We start from the raw sequence: 22,150 nt of genomic DNA on the forward strand, positions 1-22,150 counted from the left end.
GGCAGCGGTCATGGTCCGGCTCCCGGCGGGAAGGGGAACTTCGGCTCGATGATGCCCGGCTGCGGCAACCGTGGCAGCAGGCCGGTGCCGAAGGGGACCTGTTTGTAGCCGATGTACGCGGTTGGATCGACGTATCCGCGGTTGATGTGGTTGAAGAACGCGCTCGGTGAGTTCGTGGTCACCTCGTACATGCGCATGGTCCTGAGCGCCACGAAGTCCGGCATGTCCCGGCCGCCGACCGCGACGAAGTGCTGCTGGATGTCCGGGTGCCGGGCCGCGGCCTTCTCGATCGCCTTGCCGACGTTCATCCGTCCGAGGAAGCCCTTCTTCGGCTTGAGCGCGGCGTCCATCTCCGGCTGGCTCAGATACCTGCGCATGTCGTCGGGGTTCTTGGCGAAGCGGTCGCGCAGCCCGTTCACCACGCGTTCCAGCGTGTCGAGGGGGTCCTCGCAGCCGACCGAGGTGAAGATTTCGTCCTCGTCGCACATGTCGCCTGCCACGCGGAGCCTGCCCGGCGGCTCGGCGCCGCCGCCCTCGGTCTGCGTGTCCGATCGGGGTTCGAGCACGCGGGCCTTGGACGGTTGCACGTCCGGCAGGTCGCCGACGTCCGGCACGGTCACCGGTAGCGACTCCGGCGGCGCCATGGCGGCCGGGGTGGGCGGCCGCACGACGTCGCCCGCTTCGCGCACCGCCCGGCCGCGCATGTCCCACAACGACCTGGTGGTGTCGCGGATCACGTCCGACTTTCCCGAGATGACCGGGGACGGGCGGCGGAGGGTGCCGGGAATGCGCTGCTTCGGATCGGCGTACTCGGGCTGGCGTAGGCCCTTCTGGATCGTGCGTGCTCGCTCCTTGGCCTCCTGCTCGGCGCGCTCCTTGGCCGCCTTGGTCCTGGCGCGGGCCTTGGCCAGGGCGTGGGCCCGCGCGGCCGCCGCCTGCTCGGCCCGGCTCGGCCCGCTGGGGCCTGAGCCGCCGCCTCCGGAGGAGCCTCCGCCGAGGCCGAACCAGACCTCGATCGGCGGCAGCCTGAAGAACAGGGAGCCGCCGCCGAAGTAGTAGAACTTGTACAGCCAGGTGAGCGCGTTGCGGGGCGTGCAGTAACGCAGGGCGTTCATGAGCTGCTGCAGGCAGTCGGCGCTCAGTTTGGTCCGTACGCTGCAGTGACCTGAGGGGTCGGTGGCGTCCAGGGGCGTGCCGCCGGCGTAGGCGTAGCGGTTGGCCTCGCCGGAGTCGGGCACGGCGTCGAGCGTCAGCGCGTCGCGGCTGTCGAACGCGCCGGCCTGCGGGTCGTACCAGCGTGCACCCATGGTGACGTGTCCGGTGCCTGGGTCCGTCCAGTCGCCCTGGTAGCCGATCGGCGAGCCCGATCCCTGGGTCGCAATGGTGCGGCCGAACGGGTCGTAGGCGGATGAGTCGTTCAGCCCGGTCAGCGTCGTGCCGGGGGCGAAGCCGCCGACCTGGTCGCCGTGCTTGTCGGCCAGGGCGATCCGGGCGGAGCCGCCCTGGCCGTAGGCGAGCAGGTCACCCGCCGGGTCGCGGGCGTAGCGGAAGGTGCCGTCGGACACCGGATCGGAGCCGGTCCCCGCGTACGACCACCGCGCGCCGTCGCGTGTGGCCGGCCGGTCGAGCCCGTCGTAGGTGTAACCGATCGGGCCGGCGCCCACCATGCGGTCGAAGGCGTCGAAGGCGTAGGAGCGCTGGCCCTGCGGCCCCGACGCGGAGGTCAGGGTTCCTCTCGGGGTGTAGGCGTAGGTGCTCTGGCCGTCGCTGAGCCGCCGGTTGCGCTCGTCGAAGGTGGCGGTGGCCCCGCTCGCGTCGGTGCGGTTGCCCGCGGCGTCCCACGCGTAGCGGACGGTGGCGCCGTCACGGGTCCACGACGTGAGGCGCCCGGCCTGGTCGTAGCCGTAGGTGTCGCTGCCCGCGCCCGCCAGCCCGGTCGTCTGCTCGCCTGTGGTGCGGTCCTCCTTGTCGTAGGTGTAGGTCGCCGAGGCGACGGTCTTGCCCGAGACGTCGGTGAGCGTGTCGGAGGCCGGCCTGCCGAACTCGTCGTAGCCGAGGCGGCGGGTGGCCTGCGTCCCGTAGGCCACGGTCTGGGGCCGCCCGGCGGCGTCGTAGGAGTAGGTCCTGGTCACGCCGGTGATGCCGTCGCGGGCGCTGTTCAGCCGTCCGTCGAGGTAGTCGAAGGTGGCGGTGCCCGCGGCGTCGGTCCTGGCGATGAGCAGGCCGTCGGCGTCGTACGTCAGGTCGGCTGATCCGGACGGGCCCTGGGCTGACAGCAGCAGTCCGCGGTCGCCATAGGTGTAGACGTCGGCATCAGCGCCCGAGGCCGCCCTGGTCAGGTGACCGCTGAGGTCGTAGGCCAGGACGCGGTCAGGGGTGGCCGTGGTCCCGCTGCCACTCTCCTTGACGAGCCGGTGCGCGTCGTCGAAGACGCGCTGCCTGACGACGCCGCCGGGTGCGGTCTCCTTCACCGGGTCACCCGCCGCGTTGTACGTGATCGTCCATGTGCGGTCGGCGGCAGCGGGATGGGCGGCCGTGGCCGGTTCGATGACCGACTCCGGCAGACTCAGGGTGTTGGTCGTATAGACGGTCGCGTTGCCACGGCCGTCGGTGAAGCGGGTCCTGTTGCCCGCCGCGTCGTATCCGTACGTCGTGGTGATCGACGTGCTGTCGGTAACCGGCTCGACCTGCTTGACGATCCGCCCCGCCGCGTCGTGCGAGAACGTGGTGACGCGCCCGAGCGCGTCGGTCATCTCGGTGAGGTTGCCTGCCGCGTCGTAGGTATAGGAGCGTTTACGCAGCTCGGAACCCGCTGGATCCAGGTCGTGCTGGCCGGTCAGGCGCCCCAGCAGGTCGTAGACGTGCCGGACGGTGCGCCCCAGGCCGTCGCTCTCGCGGACGAGCCGTCCCCGGTGGTCGTAGCCGAATCGGGTCACGACGCCCGCGGGGTCCGTCGTGCGCACCAGCTCGTCGGCGCCGTCGTAGGCGTGCGTCGTGGTCGCGCCGCTGGGCGCGGCCGACGAGAGCAGGTTGCTCGCGTCGTCGTAGGCATACCGCGTGGTGTAGGTCGCCGCCGCGGGACGACGCTCGATCTGGGTCTTGGTGGCGATGCGACCCAGGTCGTCGTAGGTGGCTTCGGTACGCGCCCCGGCCGGGTCGGTCGCCGACAGCATCTCGCCGGTGGCGGTGTAGGTGTAGCGCCACACTGCCCGCTCGCCGTCACCGGTGGGCGTGTCCATGGTCCGTACCCGGCCCAGCCGGTCGTAGTCGTAGCGGGTCACCTTGCCCAGGGGGTCGACCGCCTCCTGGATCTGGCCGGCCGGGTTGTATCGCAGGGTGACCGACGGGACGATCGGTGTGGTGGAGCCGGGCGGCGTGTACGACGGCGACGTCATGGTTACCGGCTGTCCGAGCCGGTCGTAGCCGACCCGGTTGACCGCCCCCAGGGGGTCTTTGACCTCTGTGGTGTCACCGAAGGCGTTGTAGCCGGTCACTGTCCGCGGTCTGACCGTGGACGGTGGCCCGCCCAGGCTCTCGGTCTGCACCGGCGGCTCGGTCGTGACGGTCAGCCTGCCGAGCACGTCGTAGGCCATGGTGGTGGTGTAGGCGTCCTTGTCCGCCCCGGCGACGTTGCCGCGCGGCTCGGTGACGGCCGTCGTTAGGTCGCGCTGGTCGTAGGCGTAGGAGGTGGTCAGCGTGGTGGTCCCGTCGGTGACGCTCTTCTTCGTCAATCGTCCGGCGGGGTCGTAGGCGTAGATCGTGGTCTCGGGGGTGGTGGGCATGGTCCAGTCGACGTTGGAGGCCGTGCCCGAGTAGGCGACTCGGGTGAGGTTGCCGCCGAGGTCGTACTGGTAGGCGGTGCGGCGTGTCAGGCCCCCGGGGTCGAGGGTGGCCGCGGTCGTCCTGCCCATGGCGTCCACGGTGTACTCGGTGACGGTGGTGCCGTTATCGGTGGTCTCTTTGAGGAGGTTGCCCGCGCCGTCGTACTCGAATGCGGACAGGACGAAGTCGCGGGTCGCGCCGCCGGAGGTGCGCATGTCCTTGAGCGTGGTGCTCTTGACGAGGTCGTCGCCGTAGTAGGCGGTCTCGATGCGGCGGCCCATCGCGTCGGTCTCCCTGACGAGGCGGCCGGCGTAGTCGTAGGCGTAGGAGTTCAGGACGAGCGTGCCTCCGCCGTCCGGGCCTCCGAGGTCGCCGTCCACGTCGGCCAGGCGCACCTCGGCGAGCACGTTGCGGGCGGTGTAGGCGTAGTCGAAGCGGGCGCCTGTCGCGTCCACCACGGCCGTGGTGTTGCCGAACACGTCGTGGACGTAGGCAGTCTCGTTGCCGAGCGAGTCGGTGGCGCGTTCGAGCAGGTTGTGATCGTCGTAGTCGTATCCGATCGTTCGGGTCTCGCCGCCGGAGGCGATGTCGGCGGTCTGCCAGCGGAGGAGGTTGCCGTCCACGTCGAAGCTGTTGTCCACGCGTTTTTGGGTGGTGGCGCCGGTGACGGCGTTGACCGCCGCCGGGTAGGTGACGCTGGTGAGGTTGGACCAGTCGTCGTAGCCGTAGGTGGTGGTCGCGCCGGCGGGCACGCTGTCGGAGACCTCGGTCCTGGAGACGACGCGGCCGATCGCGTCGGTGGTGAATGTCGTCCTCAGCCCGGACGGCGTGGTGACCTGGGCCACGTCGCCGGCTGCGGTGTAGGCGTAGCTGGTGACGGCGCCGCGCGGGTCGGTCTCGGTGAGCACCAGCCCGCTGGGCATGGTGCCGCCGCCGATCGCGCCCTCGGTGCCGTTGGTGTAGACGAACGCGAGCTGCCCTCCGCCGCTGGGGTTGGTCTGTGTGAGCAGGTTGCCGGCCGCGCTGTAGGCGAAGGACGTGCGGTAGCGGTTGTCGGCCGGGCCGGACGAGCGGCCGTCGCGGACTTCGGTCGGGCGGTCGTTGCGCGGGTCCGAGGGGGAAGTGACCGCCGGATAGGTGTAGTACGTGGTGTGGCAGGCGTCTTTGGCGCGGCAGGTCGTTCGCGTGAGCGGGTTGCCGCGTTTGTCGTAGGTGAAGCGGGTCGTGTCGCCGTTCTCATTCGTGATCGCGGACGGGAAGCCCTGGTCGTTGTAGCCGAAGGTGCGGATGGCCATTCCGTCGAGCGCCTGCCTGATGAAGTCGGGGGCGTCGCCGGACCCGCCGGGAAGCGTGGTGCAGAATGACGGGTCGCCGGGGTCGGGGGCGGCGCAGGTGAACGTCGGCGTCGGCGTGGGGGTCGGAGTGACGGGGACGTCGTCGTCGCGGGTGCCCAGACCCAGCGGGATGCCCTGGCGCACGATGCGGGCGGCCAGGGCGTCGTACTCGTACAGGTAGGACTGGCCGGCGGGGTCGCGCACTTCGACGGCGCGGCGGATGTCGCTGTCGCCGCCGTACACGACGGGCAGGCCGATCGTCCAGGTGCCGCCGTGCGCGTCGGTGTACTCGGTGACGCGGTCCTGCGCCGCGTCGTAGTCGGCCTCGGCGGCGACCTTGCCGCTGGGCAGCGTCACCTTGGCGAGTTGGTCGGCGGCTCTCGTCCCCTCCCGGTAGTGCGCGGCGACCGAGTCGGGCCCGAGCGGGTGCAGGTAGACGGCGACCTCGTCGATGGTGCCCGCGTAGTGGCGGCGCGCGGCCGTACCCCAGGCGGGCCAGGAGGCGGGCGTGCTGACGTGCGCGGCCCCTGCCTGGTTGTACGTCATCGCTAGATGCTGCGGGGTACGCCCGGTCAGCGTGCCGGCGACTTTGCCGTCCAGGTAGAGCGTCTGCGTCGAGCCGGTGGCAGATAGGACCGCGTGGTGCCATTTACCGTCGTTGACGAGGGCGGTGCTGGTGATCGGGGAGATCGCGCCGTCCGCGAACTGGCCGCGCAGCCTGCCGTCGGTGCCGACGTACAGGACGGGCACGCCGGTCCCCGGCGTGGTGCCCAGCGGTTTGTCCTGGTAGCCGAGCAGCGGGCCGCCGGCGCCGGTCGAGAGGTTCTTGAACCACAGTTCGACCGCCAGCTCGTGGCTGCGCTTGACCGCGCCCGACGGCAGCGACACCGACGATGATGTGCCGTTGAAACCGGCCGCCGTGTCGTGCGTCCCCGCGATGGCACCCGCCGCCTGGAAGGCGACGTTCTGGTAGGTCGCGGTGTCCTTGCCCAGGTTGACGGCGATTTGGCTGGCGGCGCTGCTGCCCTCCTCCTCGCCGAACCGGTAGTAGGACTCCGGCTTGCTGTCCAGCACGCCGCTGCGGTAATGGGAGCCCGGGGCGTACTCATAGGAGGTGCAGCGCGCGCCCGGAGCGCACGCCTGGGTGAGCAAGTCGCCGCTGTAGGTGTAGGTCCAGGTCAGCCGCTTGCCCGCCACCGGGTCGGTGCTGACGGAGGCGACGTGGGCGCCGGACCAGGTGAAGGTCAGCGAGCGTTCGCCCGGCCTGCTGGTGGCCTTGGCGAGCTTTCCGTCGGCGGTGTTGTAGGTGAGTACGAGGGCGTGCCCGTTCACGTCGGTGATCTTAGATAGGCGACTGTTCGCGAACTCGTACGTGGTGCCGGACTTGTCGGTCAGCTTCCAGGAGGAGCTGTCGAACCTGAGGGTTGCGTATCTGCCGGGCGGCGGCGCGTATGTGCCGTCCGGGTTCTTGCCGTAACGCACCTGCCGTCCGTCCGGGTAGCCGATCACCACGGAGCCCGACGCCTCCGGGGTCAGCCGCATGTCGTAGACCGTCGCCCACCCGGCGCCGAAGGCTCCGTCGCGCCGGGGGTCGAGGCTGTTGTACGTGCGCTCCACCGCCAGCTCGGGTCCCGCGGTGGCGACGGGCGCGTCCACGGCCCGCGAGCCGAGGTTGCCGCTCTGCGGGTCGAAGTCCCGGTCGCCGTCGGCCCCTGCCAGGCGCGAGGTGATCTCCGGTTGTGGTACGGCCGTGATGATGGCCTGGCGCGGCGAGGGTACCTCGCTGCCGGTGTCCTTGACGAACACCCGCCACACATACGTCTTCTGCCATGACAGCTTGCCCGCCGGGACCGACCAGGCGCGGGTGGGCACGTACCCGGAGTCGAAGCAGTCTGTGACGCCACCGGACTCGGTGCTCTTGCACACCTCGAACTTGTACGACAACGCCGATCCCGCCGACGGATCCAGGTCCACGGCGGTTGCCCAGAGCTGCGGGGTCAGCGTCTGCGCCTGGTAGCCGTTGGACGGGTACAGCTCCTGCAGCACCGGTGGGATGTCGATCACGGTGAGGATCAGCCGGACCGGTGGCACCATCTCGTCGATGAACACCGGCCCGCCCGCGCGCGCCATGGTGAAGTCGATGGAGTAGGTGCCCGGCTTCAACGCCTTGATCGTCGCGTCCAGCGTGACCTTGCCGTTGCGCACCACGCTCTGTGTCAGGTTCGCCGAGCGCTGCTGTGTGACCAACTTGCCCTTCTTGTCGTAGACGCGGTAGGCGAGATAGTACGAGCCCGCCGTCCACGTCTGCGCGCCCTTGTTCGTCACCGTGATTTTGATCTTTCCGCTCTGCGCCTGCGTGACCGGCGGATCCGGTACCGGCTTGGTGATCCGGTAAGCGGCGTCGTACGGGCTGTGCGTCACGATCAGGCGCGGCGGGTTCTTCGTGTCGTGTCCTGTGAACTTCTTCGTGCCGTCGCTGCCCGATGAGGCGTCCCTGACCGACAGTCCGTAGTTGGCCTGGCGGCCGTCCACCCACCGCTGGATCAGGTCCCTGCCCGCCTTGCCCAGGTTGAAGGAGACGGCGTCGGTGGGACACTTCGACGTGGTCGAGCCCAGGGCGATGTAGCCGTGGGAGAAGGATCTGCGTGCCAGCGACGAGCCCACGGCTGGCCCCGGGTACGACAGTCCGCTCTGCCCGCTCCACGCCTCGGTGACCGGGTGCACGGTGACCGGCCGCGACCGGCAGGTCGAGGAGTCGTAGTTGACCATCCACAGGTACGCGCCGAACACCCGGTGATACCTAAGTTCGTCGTCGAGCTGCGGGAACGCGAGATAAGCGGCCGACCTGCGGCCGACGGTGAGCTCCTGGCCGCCGCCGGTGGAGTGCCCGTCGCCCACCGACAGGCTCGTGTCGGCGGCCGAGATCTCCACGCTCGGGTCCACCAGCACCGGGTACACCCGGCCCGGCGCGGCCAGCCAGCTCCGGTCGGCGCTCACCCGCAGCACTGGGCGGCCGCCCTCGGTACGCAAGCTGTAGGTCACCCCCGCGGAGGTGGCGGGCCGCGCCGCCGAGTCGGTCATGGAGCCCGCGGGCACGACCGCCCTCTCGCGGCCCGTCCCATCGGTGAAGACCACCCGGCCATCCGCCGTCGTCGCCGCGGTCAGCCCCTTCAGTTCCAGAGGGAAGTCGAAGACGGTGGAGGTGCCGGGCGAGCGGAGCACGATCGTCTCCTTGACGCCGCCAGGCAGCACGTCCACCCGTACGTCGGCGTGCGGCCAGACGCCCGGATAGGTGACGCCGCGCGTGCCCGCCTTGGCCCGTGCGGCGACGCCGTCCCGCACGCCGTACGCGATCTCGTGCCCGGGATCCAGCCCCAGGCGCACCATCCCGGACGGCGCCGCCCGGGACGCCAGGCGGACGTCGACGGAGTCGGCCGTGTTCCGCCATCCCTCGCCGGTGGACGCAAGGCGGGTGTTGATGGGCGCCCAACTGCCGTCCGCCTGGCGGTAGTTGAGCGGAGTGGTGGAGAACTCACTGGTCAGCGTGCCATCCGGGTTGGCGTACGAGCGGGAGTACGCGCTCCGTTCACCCGGCAGCTCCCGGCCGGTTTCCGGGGGAACCGGGTTCATCACGGGGGTCGGGGCGGTCGTCACGGTCGCCGTGGTGGCCGGGGCCTTGGCCGTGCCGTCCAACCTGGTCAGCGGATAGCGGGCCCGCAAGGTCTGCGGACTGCTCGTGTTGCGGGCCGTGCCCAGCAGGTGGGGCTGGCCCGCGGCTGATCCCCACACCTGTGCTGGGGCCATCGGCGCCCGCGTCGGTCCGGTGACGACGATCGTCCCAGAACCGGCCGCCAGCAGCGTGACCAGCACGAGCAGGATCGGCCGGGCGGCTGCGACGAGCAGCCCAGGCCCGGCGGGAGCCGGGTACCGCAAGGTGACCATGATCTCTCCAGCCTCCGGCGAGTCCAGGCGGTCCGCCCGGTCCCGCAGACTTCACCTGACCGCTACTCGGGTGGTGCTGGGAGCGTTTCCGGCACGAACGTCACCTCGTCCTGAAGCACCGCGTCCCGCTCCGCTGCGGCCGCCAGCGATGTCGGCACGTAGTACACCCGCGTCTGGTTGTCGTCGGTGCGGAACGCGAACGCCCACGAGGAACCGTTGATGCTCATGTACGGGAACGCGGTCGGGTCAGTGGCGCTCACGTCCGGTTCAAACGTCTTGCGCGCCCATTCGCGCCACGTGCCGGAGCCCTGCGCGGTCTCGCCGGTGCTGTAGACGGCCCCCTCCGCGCCACGGGCCACGATCTCGGTCTTGCCGCTCAGCGGGCTGATCAGGGCCGACGGCATCCCCACCGCGGTGAGACCGGGCACCTGGTCCCAGGCGTCGGGGAATGCCCCTGCGTCGTCCTGCTGCTTGGTGATGATCGTCCCGTCCGCGCCGCGCGAGAACAGCCGGACCTTGCTGCCGGGGTAGACCACCACTGCCGGGGTCGTGGTGAACCCGGGCTCGCTGATGCTCGTGCAGCCGGTGACGGCCCCGTTCGCGTACACCATCGTCCGCAGCACCCCGTTCGCGTCGAGCACGAACAGCCTGATCCCGCCGCTGACCGTGGCCACCGAAGGCGCGGCGTCCGCGAGCCCGGCCACACCGAGGCTGATCCACGAGGTGTACGGCCCGCCCGCCGCCGTCTGCGGTAACGCCCACAACACCCCTTGCGTATCCACCGCGAACGCTACGGGACGGCCGTCCTCCAGCTTCCCGATCGTGGAATGCGAGGCCATCGGCAGGCTGTCCGGGAGCCACGCCGCCCACGCGGGCGGGTTCTTCGTGGCCTGCGCGAGCGACCAGACCGGGCCTGCGGCGTTGTGGCCGGTGATCGTCAGTCTGCCGTCGCCCTGCTCACCGAGCCCTGGCCGCCCGGTGTACGCTTCAGCGCTGGACACCACCGTCCACTGCACGGAGTTGAAGTTGTCGGGATCAGGCTGATGGCCGTGGAGAAGGCGGCCGATGTTGTCGGTGTAGGCGTACTCGATCGTGCCGAGCTGCGCGCCCTCTACCGGGGACGCCTGCAGCACAGCCGTCGCCGCGTACGACTCGACGGGCACGGGCGCCGAGGCCGCCGGGACCAGCTTCGATAACACCGTCGCGGTGCCGGAGGTGGCCTGCGAGCCCGGTCCTTCGCCGGCCGCGCCGACCACGGCCTCGGCCTTGCCGTCGCCGTTGACGTCGGCGAGCGCGGCCGAGGAGCCGAAGTTGTCGCCACCCTCATTGGTGTCACCGGCATCGATCTGGGTGAGGCGCCGACCGGTGGTCAGGCTGACCGTGGAGTTCGCGGGCCGTGCGTGGCCGCGGAATAGGAAGGCCACCCCCGCTCCCGAGGGACCGTACGCCTTACCCGGCGCGCCGATGACCAGGTCCGCGTAGCCGTCGTGGTCGGCGTCGCCGGTCGTCAGCGTGGCACCGAACCGGTCGTTGGAGGCCGCCTGCTCGGCCGCGCCGCCCTCCTGCAACCAGAATGCCGCGCCCAGCTTGGTCGCGGCCCCGGGGAGGATCACGACCGAGCCGCTCTTGACGTCGGCACCCTGTACCTCGCCCGGGATACCGACGGCCACGTCGGTGTAGCCGTCCTTGTCGAAGTTACCTACGGCCAGCGTGGCACCGAAGTTGTCGCCGGCTTCGTTGCCACCACCGTTGCCCTCCTGCGTCAGCCCGAACCCGGCCGCCTTGCCCACCGCCGCGCCAGGAATGACGTAGATGCTGCCGCTGCCGGCCGGGTCGGCGCCCGGCGCCTCCGCGGGGGCGCCGATCACGAGATCGGCATGCGCGCTGCCGGTCACATTGCCGGCCGCGAGCGCGGCGCCAAACCGGTCGCCGGCCTCCGTCGCGCCACCGGCGTTCTCCTGTTTGGCATCCCAGCCCTTGACGATGCCACTGGCAGAGCCCTTGTACACATAGATCGAACCGCCCTTGGTCGTCTCCTGGTGCGGAATCTCACCGGGGACGCCGATGGCCAGGTCGGCGTAACCGTCGCCGTTCAGGTCGGCGGCGGCCAGCGCCGTGCCGAAATTGTCGCCCGCCTCGTCTCCACCGCCGCCCGTGGTCTGGTCGTACGCCTTGCCACCGGACAGGCCGCTCGGCCCGCCGGAGAAGACGGCGATTGCCCCAGACCCCGCAGCCGTGCCGATCGCTTCTCCGGGCGCGCCGACGGCGAGGTCGGCGTAGCCGTCCTTGTTGAAGTCGCCCACCGCCAGCGCAGCGCCGAACCGGTCGCCAGCCTCGATGCCACCGCCCGCATTGGTCTCGGTGAGCCGGGTGCCCGGGGTGCTCAAGCCGTTGGCCGACCCCTTGAACACCGTCACACTGCCTCCCGCGACGCCGCCCACGGTGTCGGTGGGCGCGCCGACGGCCACGTCGGCGTAACCGTCTTTGTTGAAGTCACCGCTCACCGAGGTCGTGCCGAACCTGGCTCCGGCGGTGATGGTCGGGGGAGTCACCGTCCGGTGCGCGTAGAGGTCAGCGGCAATGCAGGGGGTCGCGGCGTACGCGCTGGCGGGCGCGAGGCCCGTCACGGTTCCAAACGGAATCATCGTGATGACGCATAACCAGCCGAACCGGCGAGAACGAGCCATTGAGCCGCCTTTTTCTAGCAGGACAGAATCTCGTCGAAAAATAACGAGATGAGCTGCTTCAGGCATCTACCGCCAGATGGAAGATTGATCCATCAATCGGTGTAGCCAGCGTCGGCCTTGTCAACCAACGCGGTACTCCGGCTATTCGGTGCTTCGGCTATTCGTCGCCCGCGTGGAGCACCTCCTCACGACCGACGGTGGCGCCGAGGACGAACGCGAATGACACCAAGGTCACGGAGGCTCAGCCCCAGCAGCGCCCTCACCGAGACCGCGTGGAGCGTGCGCTGTCTGCGGGATAATGACGGGATAACGCGACGGGTGGGGCGGCCTCCCGGGGCCATCCCACCCACCTTGCTCCCGACCATCGGCGTAGCCGATTGGAGGTGGGCTACAACCGGGCGAGGCGTCCAGGCCGCTCAACGGTTGGTGTGCTCCTTAGATTCAGACGATCAATGCAACGCTGCTGGTGGATGGGTGGATCGTGGCTCGGATGGGTCGGCCGGGAATGTCGGACGCGATGAAAGAGGACTTGTGGCGGCGGTGGCGTGCCGGTGACTCCATCAGCGTGATCTCCCGAGCACTGAGCAAGCCCCCGGGATCAGTTTTCACGGTGCTGAAGCACCATGGCGGCATCGCGCCGGCCGAGCGGGTGCGCCGGGCCGACCGGTTGAGCGCCGAGGACCGGGAATCGATCTCTCGCCGCCTCGAGGCTGGAGCCTCACTACGTTCGATCGCCGTGTCGATCGGCCGGCCGGCATCCACGGTGAGCCGGGAGGTCGCCCGCAATGGCGGCCGAGTGAAGTACCGGGCGGTCGCCGCCGAGCAACGTGCTCAGGAACAGGCACGTCGTCCGAAGCCGTCCGTCCTGCAGGACAACCCGGTGCTGCGCCGGCTGGTGATCGAACTGCTCGACAACGAGTGGTCCCCGGAGCAGATCGTGGGACATCTGCGGCTGATGCACGCCGGCAACCCGCTCATGCGGATCAGCCACGAAAGCATCTACCGCGCGATCTACACGACCCGGTGGAAAGTGATCCCGCGGGAGCTGTGCACCAAGCTGCGCACGCGCCGTCCCATCCGCAAGAACAAGAAGAACACGGTCAAGGGCCAGTGGCGTTCCCAGATCACCGGGGCACGGCCGATCGAGGAACGACCTGACGCGGCCGATGCTCGAACCGAGCTCGGCCACCTCGAAGGCGATCTCATCGTCGGAGCCAAGAACAGCCAGGTCGCGACGCTGGTCGACCGCAAGTCCCGCTACCTGACCATGGTCGCGCTGCCCAGCCGCCACACCACGACGGTCATCCCCGCCCTGCAGCAGGCGTTCTCACGGATGGATACTCGTCTGCTCAGCACTTTGACCTGGGACCGCGGTATGGAACTGGCCGGTCACCGGCTGCTGACCGACGCGACCGGCGTCGACGTCTTCTTCGCGGCACCGCGCAGCCCATGGCAGCGGGGCACGAACGAGAACACGAACAAGCTGATCCGGCAGTATCTACCGAAGGGCACCGATCTGGGCTTGTACAGCCAAGCCGACCTCGACGCCTTGGCCGCCCGGTTGAACAACCGCCCCCGTAGGTGCCTCGGCTACCGAACCCCGGCCCAATGTGTTGCCTTGACTCTTTGAATCTAAGGTCCATGCCCGCCGCCCATGCCTGCTCGGCGCCGCAGGCGACGGCGACCGCGACCGCGTCCAGGTAGAGGCGGATGGCGACCTCCCCGCCGTACATGCTCGGCCGCTGCAGCGCACCGTTGGCCTGAGCGAGCAGGTAGGCGCGCACGCTCTCCACCGTGGGCTCGCCGGCGCTCACGGATCCAGACCAAGACAGCCCGGCTCTGCGATCGTCCCGGAACGGCATGGCCCTTTCGTCAGGCACGCTCGCCACCGCTGCCAAGGTCCGCTGGACCATGCGGGCTCTTGGCCGCGCGGCCCAGCGCCTCGGCGGCGGCGAGCTGATCACGCGCGTGCTCGACGTCCGCACGCAGATCCTTCACCCGGTCGCGGGCGGCGGCATGGGCGGCGCGCTCGGCCGCCAGGTCGGCCTGTTGCCCGGCGGCCTGCTCGCGTACCCGGTCCAGCTCGGCCCGCAGCCGGTCGGTCTGCGCGTCGTGGTCGCGGCGCTGCCGTTCGGCCGCGGCGCGCAGCTCGGCCAGCTCCGCGCACAGGCGCTCGGCCTCGGTCTCGGCGCGCCCGGCGCGGCCGACGGCCGCGGCGAGCTGGTCGGTCAGCCGGTCGGCGCGGGCGCTCTGCTCGGCGGCATCGTGGAGGGCCTCGGCCAGCAGGCGCTCGTGGGCGCGGAGCTCGGAGCGGGCCTGCTCGGCGGCGTCCTGGGCGGCGCGCAACCGCTCGGCCAGCTCGTCGTGGGCGGCGATCGCCGCGTCCCGGGCCGTCTCGGCGCGGGCGCGGGCGGCCCGCTGGTCGGCCAGGTCCCGTAGGGCGTCGCGTTCGGCGGCGGCCGCGGCTTCGGCGCGCGCGTGGGCGGCGTCGGCGTCGTGGTCGGCCGCCGCGCGGGCGTCGCGGTCGGCGCGGGCCGCGGCGAGTGCCCGGGCGGCGCGCTGCTCGGCGTCGGCGGCGCGCTGCTCGGCGTCCGCGGTCGCGGCGCGGGCCTCTTCGGCGGCGTCCTCGGCGGCGGCCGCCTGGCGCAGCGCGCCGTCGGCGAGCGCCTGGAGCCGGTCGGTCAGCTCCGTCAGGGCGGCGCTCCAGCGCTGGCCGGCCTCCAGCAGCGGGCGGGCCAGGTCCTCGGCGCGGGCCACGGCCTCGCCGAGCGCCGGGGTGGCGTGGGCGGTGCGGGCGCGGTGGGCGGCGGTCCGGCAGGCGGTCGAGCAGTACTTGGCCGGGCGGCCGCCCCGGGGCCGGCCGTCGGCGTCGAGCGCGGGCGGCGGCAGCGGGTTGGCGCAGCCGGGTCCGGCGCACCGGCGCGTCTCGGCCTGCGGGGAGGGCGGGACCACGTCCGGCGTGTCGGCGGGCGGGGCGGCGGGGTCGGTCACGCGGTCCACCCTAGCAGCGATCGTTCCGTTTCATGAGAAACAGGTTTCTTATCGAGACGGAATGAATCTTGCCGCCATGGCTGACTCCGGATAGCATCGCCTTATGCGGAGTCAGGAAGACGATCGAAACGCCCTCATCGCATCATCGGATGATGGGCGGAGCGGTTCTCTGGCGACGCCGGAGGACCTGGAGGCGGTGCGCGCCTACCTGGCCCGCGCACTGGAGGACAACACCCGCCGCGCCTACGCCGACGACCTGCGCGCCTGGATCCGCTTCTGCGACGCACGGCACTACGACCGCTACCCGCTCACCCCGGTGAGCGTCGTCCGCTACGTCGAGCACCTGGCCGCCACCGGCAAGGCCTACAAGACGATCGAGCGGCGCGTCACCGGCCTGCGCGGCGCCCTCAAGGCCGCCGGCCACCCCGTGGACGAAGCGGTGGCGGCCGCCGCCCGCACCGCGCTGAGCGTCGCCCGCAAGGACATCATGCGCGAGCCCGGCCGCCGCGGCCGCGGCAAGGCCACCGCCTTCACCATCGCCGAGCTGCGCGCCATGTCCGCGGCCTGCCCCGCCACCCTGGCCGGCGCCCGGGACCGCGCCCTGGTCCTGCTCGGCTTCGCCATCGCCGCCCGCCGCAGCGAGCTGGCCGCCCTGCACCTGGGCGACGTCCGCCAGGTCCCCGAGGGCCTGGAGGTGCACGTGCGCTGGTCCAAGACCGGCACCGAGCGCTTCCCCAAGGTCCCCTACGGCCAGCACCTGGCCACCTGCCCGGTGCGCGCCTGGAGCGCCTGGACCACCCGGCTGGCCGACCGCGGCCGCACCGAGGGTGCGGCCTTCCCCCGCATCGACCGCCACGGCAACCTCGGTGACCAGCTAAGCGCCGAAGGCGTCGGCGACATCGTCACCGCCCTGGCCGCCGCCGCCGATCTGGGCCACCGCACCGCCCACGGGCTGCGCGCCGGCATGGCCACCGAGGCCCGCCGCGCCAAGCACGACGCCGTCGCCATCGCCGAACAGGGCGGCTGGACCCGCAACAGCCGCGAGATGCTCGGCTACATGCAGATCATCGACAGCTGGGAGGACAACCCCCTGCACGGCATCGGCCTGTGACGGTCCCGCCGGGCGCAGTCACCGCTGCCGCCGCGCCCCGCCTCACACCATCCGGCCCTGCACCAGGCCCCGCGGGCCCGCAACGACACGAAGGAGTGCGCATGAGCGACGAGACCACCGTCCTGGAGCAGGCCTCCCGGGCCGCCCACGCGCGCATGGAGCGCTACCCCGCCGCCATCCCCGCCATCGACATCGCCTCCGCCGCCGGAAACGCCCCTGAGCACCGCCACGGAGGCCGGGCAGGGGCCACGAGATCGGCCGCCGGACGATCGGTCCCTGCGCCCGGCACGTCCCCTCCGCGTGACCATCCCGCCCGCTCCTGCGCGATCGCCGTCCCCGCGACGGAGCCGCCGATGCCCACCGCCGGCTCACCCGACGCCCTTCCGCGCCCCGGGCCACCGGAGCACCCGCGAGGGCCCTCCTCAGCAGCCTCGACGCCCCTTGAATGAAAGGACGACCCGATGGACCTCCTGCTTCGCCTGCCGGACGATCCGGCGCCGCCGCCCGTCGCGATCGGCACCCACCCGGCCGGAGTCGCCCTGTACGCCGGGCAGCGGGTGCGCTTCACCTTCCCCGACCGGCTCGGCGGGAGCGGCGTCGGCGCCCTGGCCGGGCCCGGCCCCGGCGGCACCGTGATCGTCGACTTCTACGGCAGCCGCTCCCGCATCGCCCCGGCCGCGATCCGCGCCATCTGCATCGAGCGCCCCGCCATCGCCGAAAGGCACACGGCGATGAACGACACCACCGGCATCTACGACGACGGCGCGACCTACGGCGCCGACCCGCACGCCGTCGACCCGGACAGCACCGGCGAGCGCCTCTACGACGACGGTGCCGCGTACGGACCGGCATGCTAGGAAGAACACCGCGATACGAGCACCGCGCCGCACCCCTCTGAGAAGCCGTGGTCCGCCGCCCGCAGACGCTCTGCCCGACCTGACCGAACGCTCCCCTTCCCTCAGAAAGGCACCCGCGCATGAGCGGCAACTGCTCCGCCACCACCCCCGGCACCGGTCCCCATGAGGAAGGCCTGCACATCGGCAAGCACACCGGTGGCTGGGAGTTCCTGTTCCGCGCCCACCCCGAGCGGGGCCTGACCACGGTCGCGGCCTGGACGGAGCTCCTGACGGCGCCGGGCGTCGTCATCCGTGCCGAGCACGGCCGCACCGAGACCGCCGAGGAGTTCCTGGCCTGGGCCACCCGGCGGCCCGCCACCAGCACCGAGCCGATGCGCGCCCACGCCAGGCAGCACATCTCCTACCGGAGCGAGGGCGGCGTGCCGTTCCTCGACCACCCGTTCTGCTGACGGAAAGGCATCCGACCATGTCCCGTACCCGGACTCCGCGCATCACCCGCACCCACGCCTGCGCCCTGCTCCTGCACGATGCCGACAGGCCCGCCGCCGCCCGCACCGTCCTGGCCATCGATGCCGGCGGCCGGGTCCGGCCGGTGGTCCCCGACGACGTCTTGGCCGGCGGCGTCCGGCACGTCGTGCTGACCCGCGGCGAGCTGCTGGACGCGGGCGTGCGCGTGGCTCCCCGCTCCGGCGGCCGGCTCAGCCCCGGTTCCGGCCCGCGCCTGGACGCGCTGCTGGACGACGTCAACACCCATCTTGAGGAGATCTGGAGCCCGGCGTGACGGGCTCCGAGGTTCCGCTGGTCCAGCTGATGGCCGGGATCACCGCCCAGGCGCGGATGTGGGCCGCCGCGCACGCCACCGCACGGGCCGCCTGGCGGCACGCCAGCTTCGCCGCGCTGCTGCTGCAGCACGGGCGCGTCTTCGATCCGGCTCCGCGGCCCGCGCACCTGCCCCCGGATCCGCCGGGTAGCTGCTTCGCCTCGGCCAGCCGCCTGGCCGGCGCTCATGAGCATCTGATCTACGTGGAGGGCATGGTGCTGACCACGGGTGACCCGCTGGGTTTCGACCACGCCTGGTGCGTCGACCATGGTGGACGCGTGATCGACTCCACGCTGCCCGACGGGCGGGGGCTGACGTATGTGGGGGTGCCCCCCACCGATGCCTACCGGCGAGCCCCGCAGGCCGCCCGCGCCAGCGATGCGGTTCTCACCGTCGACCACGTCGGCTGGCAGGACAACGAACCCGTCCTGCGTCACGGCCTGCCGACCGAGGCGATCGTCGAGCTGGGCCGGCCGCTTCCCTCCGTTGCCGACGGCGCGCCGGACCGGGCACGCACGAGCGCGGAGGCGACGGCCGTGCCGAGGTCTCTTCCCGGGTCCGGTGGCAGACGTGCCGACCTCTGATCACGGCGCTGATGCGATCTCCTACCGGCGGAGTCCCTGCCGGAGCTGCCCCTGGACAGTGCGCAACGCCGAGCTCTACCACTACGGCGCGATCAGCGCCTACCTGGTCGGGATCGGCGAGCACACCGCGCTGGGCGCCGATGCGGTCGGCTGCCATGCCAGCGAGCGCACACCGGTGGAGCTGTGCGCGGGCTGGCTGCAGGTCGAAGGCGCCGAGCACCCCGGCGTGCGAGACGCCTTGGCCGACGGGCGACTTCCGGCGCGTGCGCTGCGGCCGCGCGCCGACGGGCCGCAGCTGTTCTCCTTTCGGCTGGAGATGCTCGACGCCCACGCCGCCACCAGCCGGCGCGCGCTCACCGACGAGGACGGCCCCGGCAGGGAGGGCGAGGAGTGATGGGCGGCCGATCCCCGGCGGCCCGGCGCGCCCAGACTGCCGCCCGCGCTGGTGCGACGACCGCGCTCGAGGGCCGAATCCTGCACGGGCCCACCCGACAGCGCCCCGCCGACGCCGCGCTGAGCGCCGAGGCCACCGCGCTGATCGCCGCCGCCCCCGCGGCCAACACCACCCGCGCCTACACCCGTGCCTGGGCCGACTACCTCACCGGGTGCACCCAGACCGGCCGCACCCCGATGCCGGCCACCTCCGCCACCCTGGCCAGCTTCATCGCCCACCTGACCACCACGCCCACCCGCACCGGCGCCCCGCCCGCCCCCAGCACGATCGACCAGGTGCTGGCCTGCGTGCTGTCGGCGCACACCAAAGCGGGCATGGACAAACCGTCCAGCGCCGAGGCCCGGGCCGCGCTGCACGCCTACCGTGGACAACGCGCCCAGGCCGGCCACCGCACCCGCCAGGCGCCGCCGATCACCATCGACGTGCTGCACCGCATGATCGCCGCCACGCCCGTCGACGACACGCCGGACCCGGCCGGGCGGCTGAGCGCGCTGCGCGACCGGACCGCGCTGCTGCTCGGCTTCGCGCTGATGGGCCGCGGCGCCGAACCGGCCGCCGTCGACCGGGAGCACCTGGCCGTCGTGCCCCAGGGTCTGAAGGTGTTCATCCCGCTGTCCAAGACCGACCGCGACGCCGCCGGCACGATCGTGGCCGTCCCCTACGGCTCCCACCCCGACACCTGCCCGGTGCGCACCATCCAGGCCGGGCTGGCCGAGCTGCGCACCCGCGGCCTGACCTCGGGGGCGCTGCTGCGCCCGGTCGATCGTTTCGGCCGCATCGGCGGCGAGGCCGGCTGGGCCGGGCGCGGCGGCACCCGGCTGACCGCCAGCGTCATCGCCGCCCTGGTCAAGAACGCCGCCCGGCGCGCGGGCCTGGACGACCCCGACGCCTACAGCGCGCACTCCCTGCGCGCCGGCGGCGCCACCACCCTGGCCGAGCACGGCGTGCCGACCGCGAAAATCGCCGCACAGGGCCGGTGGAAACCCCCCTCCCCCACGGTCAACGCCTACGTGCGCAGCACCGAGCGCTGGCGGGACGACCCCATGGGCAAAGCCGGGCCGTGACCGCGCCTCACGCGAGTGCGGGCGGGGACTGCACCGCGTGCAGGACCTGTCCGGTCCCACCGACCCCGCGCCGACGCTCACCGCCCCGGGCGGCTCAAAACGCCAGTCGGGTTCCGGGTCACCGGACCTCGCCGTCCGGCGTCAGCCTCTCGCCCGTGCGATGTCGGCCATCCATGCCCGGCGCCGAGTCACGACGAACCGGACCCGCTCCCCGCCATTCATGATCACCAGTAAGCCGTTGGGCACGATGAAGAGCGTGTTGACCGGCGCGGTCGAGGCGATCTCACCGACCGGCCAGGCCCAGACACCCCGCTGGACGTTCACCGCATGCGAGCGGAACACCAGCCAGTCGCCGGTCAACCAGAGCCGGCCGCCCACCGCCTCTTTGCCCCTCCACAAGTTCGCTCCGCCCTTGCGAAGAAGCTCTTCTCCCGGAGCCGGGGTGATCCCGGTGTCACGAAAAACCTCGGCCAGGTCCATACCGTCCATGAAAGGGGTGTCTACCGGGCACCTGGGGGCGTCGGCAAGGGCGAGGAGCCGTTCGCCGGCATCGAGCAGGTACTGCCGCGGTGCCATCTGGCCGGTCGGCAACGTCATCGCCGCCCCGGTCAAGAACAAGGGGATCGCGCCGACCGGTTCCTGACCCCCGAGCCGCCCCCGATCGCCACCGAGCCCGTCGGCGAGCGCGCCCCCGAGCTGGCGGGCACCCCGCCGGAGCGGGCCCCGCACGCCACCGAGCCGACCGAGTCGCCCGATGCGCGGCAGCGGCTCGCCGCGATCGAAGCCGAGACCGTCGCGTTCACCGAAAGCCTGCGGGACCGCATGCTCACCGAGGACGCGCTCGCCGCCCTGGAGCGCTCACCCGGCGGGCTGGGCCTGCTGAGCACCGAGCAGCTGAATGAGCGCCTGGCCACCCTCGCCGAGCGAGCCGGCGCCACCGCCGAGGCGGCCCGCCAGGCCCACCAGGTCGTGCACGACCTCGCCGCCGGCTCCGACGGGCCCCACGCGGCCGCCCTGCGCGAGCGCCGCGACGCCCTCACCCGGACCGCCGAGCAGATCACCCGCGCCCAGCAGACCGGTGCGCGGCTGCAGCAACTCGACGACGCCCTGGACCAGCTCCGCGACCGGCGCCACGACCTGCAGCAGAAGATCGCTCGCGGGAAGAAGCGCCTGGCAGAACTGGGCGGCCTCAAACGCCTGGTGCCGGCCAACAACGCCGAGTTCCGCCGCCTGCAGGAGCAGCACCTGCCCGCCCTGCGCAAGCGCCTGCAGGCCGTCGCCGAGCGCGCCGAGCAGCTCTGGCTGGCCCGCCCGGCGCTCCAGGACGCGGCCCAGAGCGCGGCCGCGGCCGCCCCGCCGCGCCACACCTGGACGACGAGGCTCACCGAGCACGACGCGCTCACCCGCGCCTGGGATGAGCGCCTGGCCGCCGCGCGCCGCGCCGACCGTGTCACCCGCACCGCGGCCGCCGCCGACGCCGAGCAGCGCCATAAGCAGGCGCGCGGGCAGCTGGCGACGGCGCGCACCGAACACGCCCGCCGCCTGGACCTGACCCCCGACCAGCGCGCGCTCGAGGACGCGGCCCGCGCCGAGCACGCCCGCCGCCAGGCCGCGATGTCGGACCGGCACCGCGCCGCACTCCTGCGCTCGCCCGGCGCCCCGCCACCCGGCACGATCACACGCAGCGCCGAACCGTACCGGACCCCCTCCCATCGTGACCCCAACCGGAAGCAGAACCGCGGACCCGGGCTCGGCCGATAGCCGGATAGCGCCTGATCGCCGGGTCGCGGCCGACCCTTCGCCAGGACAGCGGGCCCGCCGCCAGGCGGCCGACGGGCAGACCACGTACGCCGAAAAGGGCTAACAGGGGGTTCTGACCGGACAGGACTCAAGTTCTGTCCGGTCAGCCCGCTACTTTCCCCTGGCCGCAGCTTCGGAAGTACCGGGCCCTCACCGGAGCCCTGCTGATTCGCCCGGGTGGGCATGTACGACCTCGAGCAGTTCACTCCAGGACACCGATCCCGAGCTGATGTGTCCTGGTCACCGTGGAATCGTGGTCATCGTCCGGTCACCGTCCGACGGGTCATGCGCCCAGGTCTTCGTACACCGTTTGCCGCTGCGGCCCTGTACGACTGCGCAGGCCTGCATGTACTCCGACGTCTGGCTGGTCGTCCATTGGGTGTCCATCTGTGTGGACCCTGAGGCGACTGACGCGTTCGATCCCCGCCATGTCGAGGAGCGGAGCCAGACGTAGTCGCCCGACTTCGCGTTGGCGACCCGTCCGACCCAGAGCGGCTTGTCGTTGCACTTGAACAGCACCACGACACGGCCGTGGAACTTCTTGGACTTGGTGAAGCTCCAGCCGTCACAGCTGACGGCGCTCCGAGCGGCCGCCTCGCCTGCCGAGACGAGGAGGAGGGAGGGTGCCAGCAAGGCGGCTGACAGGGTGGCGGAGACGATGTGTTTGCGCATGGTCTGATTCCT

15 protein-coding genes are annotated in these 22,150 nt (G+C 71.9%); 10 read left to right on the top strand and 5 right to left on the bottom strand.

Going from position 1 to position 22,150, the window contains the following annotated elements; translation table 11 throughout:
* Positions 1-8: 8 nt before the first annotated feature.
* Both HS048_RS35250 and HS048_RS35255 read right to left on the bottom strand, forming a co-directional pair.
* Positions 9-9,098 (bottom strand): RHS repeat-associated core domain-containing protein, encoded by a 9,090-nt coding sequence (locus tag HS048_RS35250; RefSeq protein ID WP_196470178.1) that lies wholly within the window; start codon positions 9,096-9,098, stop codon positions 9-11.
* 62 nt (positions 9,099-9,160) lie between these two features.
* The gene (locus HS048_RS35255; protein WP_196470179.1) at positions 9,161-11,785 is read right to left on the bottom strand and encodes an FG-GAP-like repeat-containing protein; all 2,625 of its coding nucleotides are present in this window, start codon (positions 11,783-11,785) and stop codon (positions 9,161-9,163) included.
* 517 nt (positions 11,786-12,302) lie between these two features.
* Between HS048_RS35255 and HS048_RS35260 the strand changes: the two genes are divergently transcribed.
* Positions 12,303-13,415 (top strand): IS30 family transposase, encoded by a 1,113-nt coding sequence (locus tag HS048_RS35260; protein WP_196470180.1) that lies wholly within the window; start codon positions 12,303-12,305, stop codon positions 13,413-13,415.
* 242 nt (positions 13,416-13,657) lie between these two features.
* On the opposite strand, the gene HS048_RS35265 is transcribed toward HS048_RS35260, so the two are convergent.
* Positions 13,658-14,776 carry a hypothetical protein gene (locus tag HS048_RS35265; RefSeq protein ID WP_196470181.1) on the bottom strand — a complete coding sequence of 373 codons (1,119 nt, stop codon included), beginning with the start codon at positions 14,774-14,776 and terminating at the stop codon, positions 13,658-13,660.
* 103 nt (positions 14,777-14,879) lie between these two features.
* Here HS048_RS35265 and HS048_RS35270 point away from each other — a divergent pair, with 103 nt between their 5' ends.
* The 8 genes from HS048_RS35270 to HS048_RS35305 all read left to right on the top strand — a co-directional run bounded on the left by HS048_RS35270 (position 14,880) and on the right by HS048_RS35305 (position 19,666).
* On the top strand, positions 14,880-15,887 hold the full coding sequence (locus tag HS048_RS35270; protein WP_196470182.1) for a tyrosine-type recombinase/integrase: 1,008 nt from the start codon (positions 14,880-14,882) through the stop codon (positions 15,885-15,887).
* Positions 15,888-15,988: 101 nt separating this feature from the next.
* Complete coding sequence (locus HS048_RS35275) at positions 15,989-16,336, top strand: hypothetical protein (RefSeq protein ID WP_196470183.1); 348 nt, start codon at positions 15,989-15,991, stop codon at positions 16,334-16,336.
* A 12-nt stretch (positions 16,337-16,348) separates the two neighbouring features.
* Positions 16,349-16,744 carry a hypothetical protein gene (locus HS048_RS35280; protein WP_196470184.1) on the top strand — a complete coding sequence of 132 codons (396 nt, stop codon included), beginning with the start codon at positions 16,349-16,351 and terminating at the stop codon, positions 16,742-16,744.
* Between the two features lie 119 nt (positions 16,745-16,863).
* Complete coding sequence (locus HS048_RS35285) at positions 16,864-17,193, top strand: hypothetical protein (protein WP_196470185.1); 330 nt, start codon at positions 16,864-16,866, stop codon at positions 17,191-17,193.
* Positions 17,194-17,210: 17 nt separating this feature from the next.
* Positions 17,211-17,525 carry a hypothetical protein gene (locus tag HS048_RS35290; RefSeq protein ID WP_196470186.1) on the top strand — a complete coding sequence of 105 codons (315 nt, stop codon included), beginning with the start codon at positions 17,211-17,213 and terminating at the stop codon, positions 17,523-17,525.
* Positions 17,522-18,148 carry a hypothetical protein gene (locus HS048_RS39045; RefSeq protein ID WP_196470187.1) on the top strand — a complete coding sequence of 209 codons (627 nt, stop codon included), beginning with the start codon at positions 17,522-17,524 and terminating at the stop codon, positions 18,146-18,148. The genes HS048_RS35290 and HS048_RS39045 overlap by 4 nt, the downstream gene beginning before the upstream one ends.
* Positions 18,135-18,542: a DUF6283 family protein gene (locus HS048_RS35300; RefSeq protein WP_196470188.1), complete on the top strand. Its 408-nt coding sequence runs from the start codon at positions 18,135-18,137 to the stop codon at positions 18,540-18,542. Before HS048_RS39045 ends, HS048_RS35300 begins: the two co-directional genes overlap by 14 nt.
* Complete coding sequence (locus tag HS048_RS35305) at positions 18,542-19,666, top strand: tyrosine-type recombinase/integrase (protein WP_196470189.1); 1,125 nt, start codon at positions 18,542-18,544, stop codon at positions 19,664-19,666. Before HS048_RS35300 ends, HS048_RS35305 begins: the two co-directional genes overlap by 1 nt.
* A gap of 141 nt (positions 19,667-19,807) precedes the next feature.
* On the opposite strand, the gene HS048_RS35310 is transcribed toward HS048_RS35305, so the two are convergent.
* Entirely contained in the window at positions 19,808-20,263 is a 456-nt protein-coding gene (locus HS048_RS35310; RefSeq protein ID WP_196470190.1) for a hypothetical protein, read from the bottom strand.
* Between the two features lie 225 nt (positions 20,264-20,488).
* On the opposite strand from HS048_RS35310, the gene HS048_RS35315 reads away from it, so the two are divergent.
* Positions 20,489-21,427: a hypothetical protein gene (locus HS048_RS35315; protein ID WP_196470191.1), complete on the top strand. Its 939-nt coding sequence runs from the start codon at positions 20,489-20,491 to the stop codon at positions 21,425-21,427.
* Between the two features lie 279 nt (positions 21,428-21,706).
* Here the strand turns inward: HS048_RS35315 and HS048_RS35320 are convergent, their stop codons facing one another.
* A complete protein-coding gene (locus tag HS048_RS35320; protein ID WP_196470192.1) occupies positions 21,707-22,138 on the bottom strand; it encodes a hypothetical protein in 432 nt (143 codons plus the stop codon).
* Positions 22,139-22,150: the final 12 nt, after the last annotated feature.

It is taken from the genome of Planomonospora sp. ID91781 (assembly GCF_015711595.1).
GTDB lineage: Bacteria > Actinomycetota > Actinomycetes > Streptosporangiales > Streptosporangiaceae > Planomonospora > Planomonospora parontospora.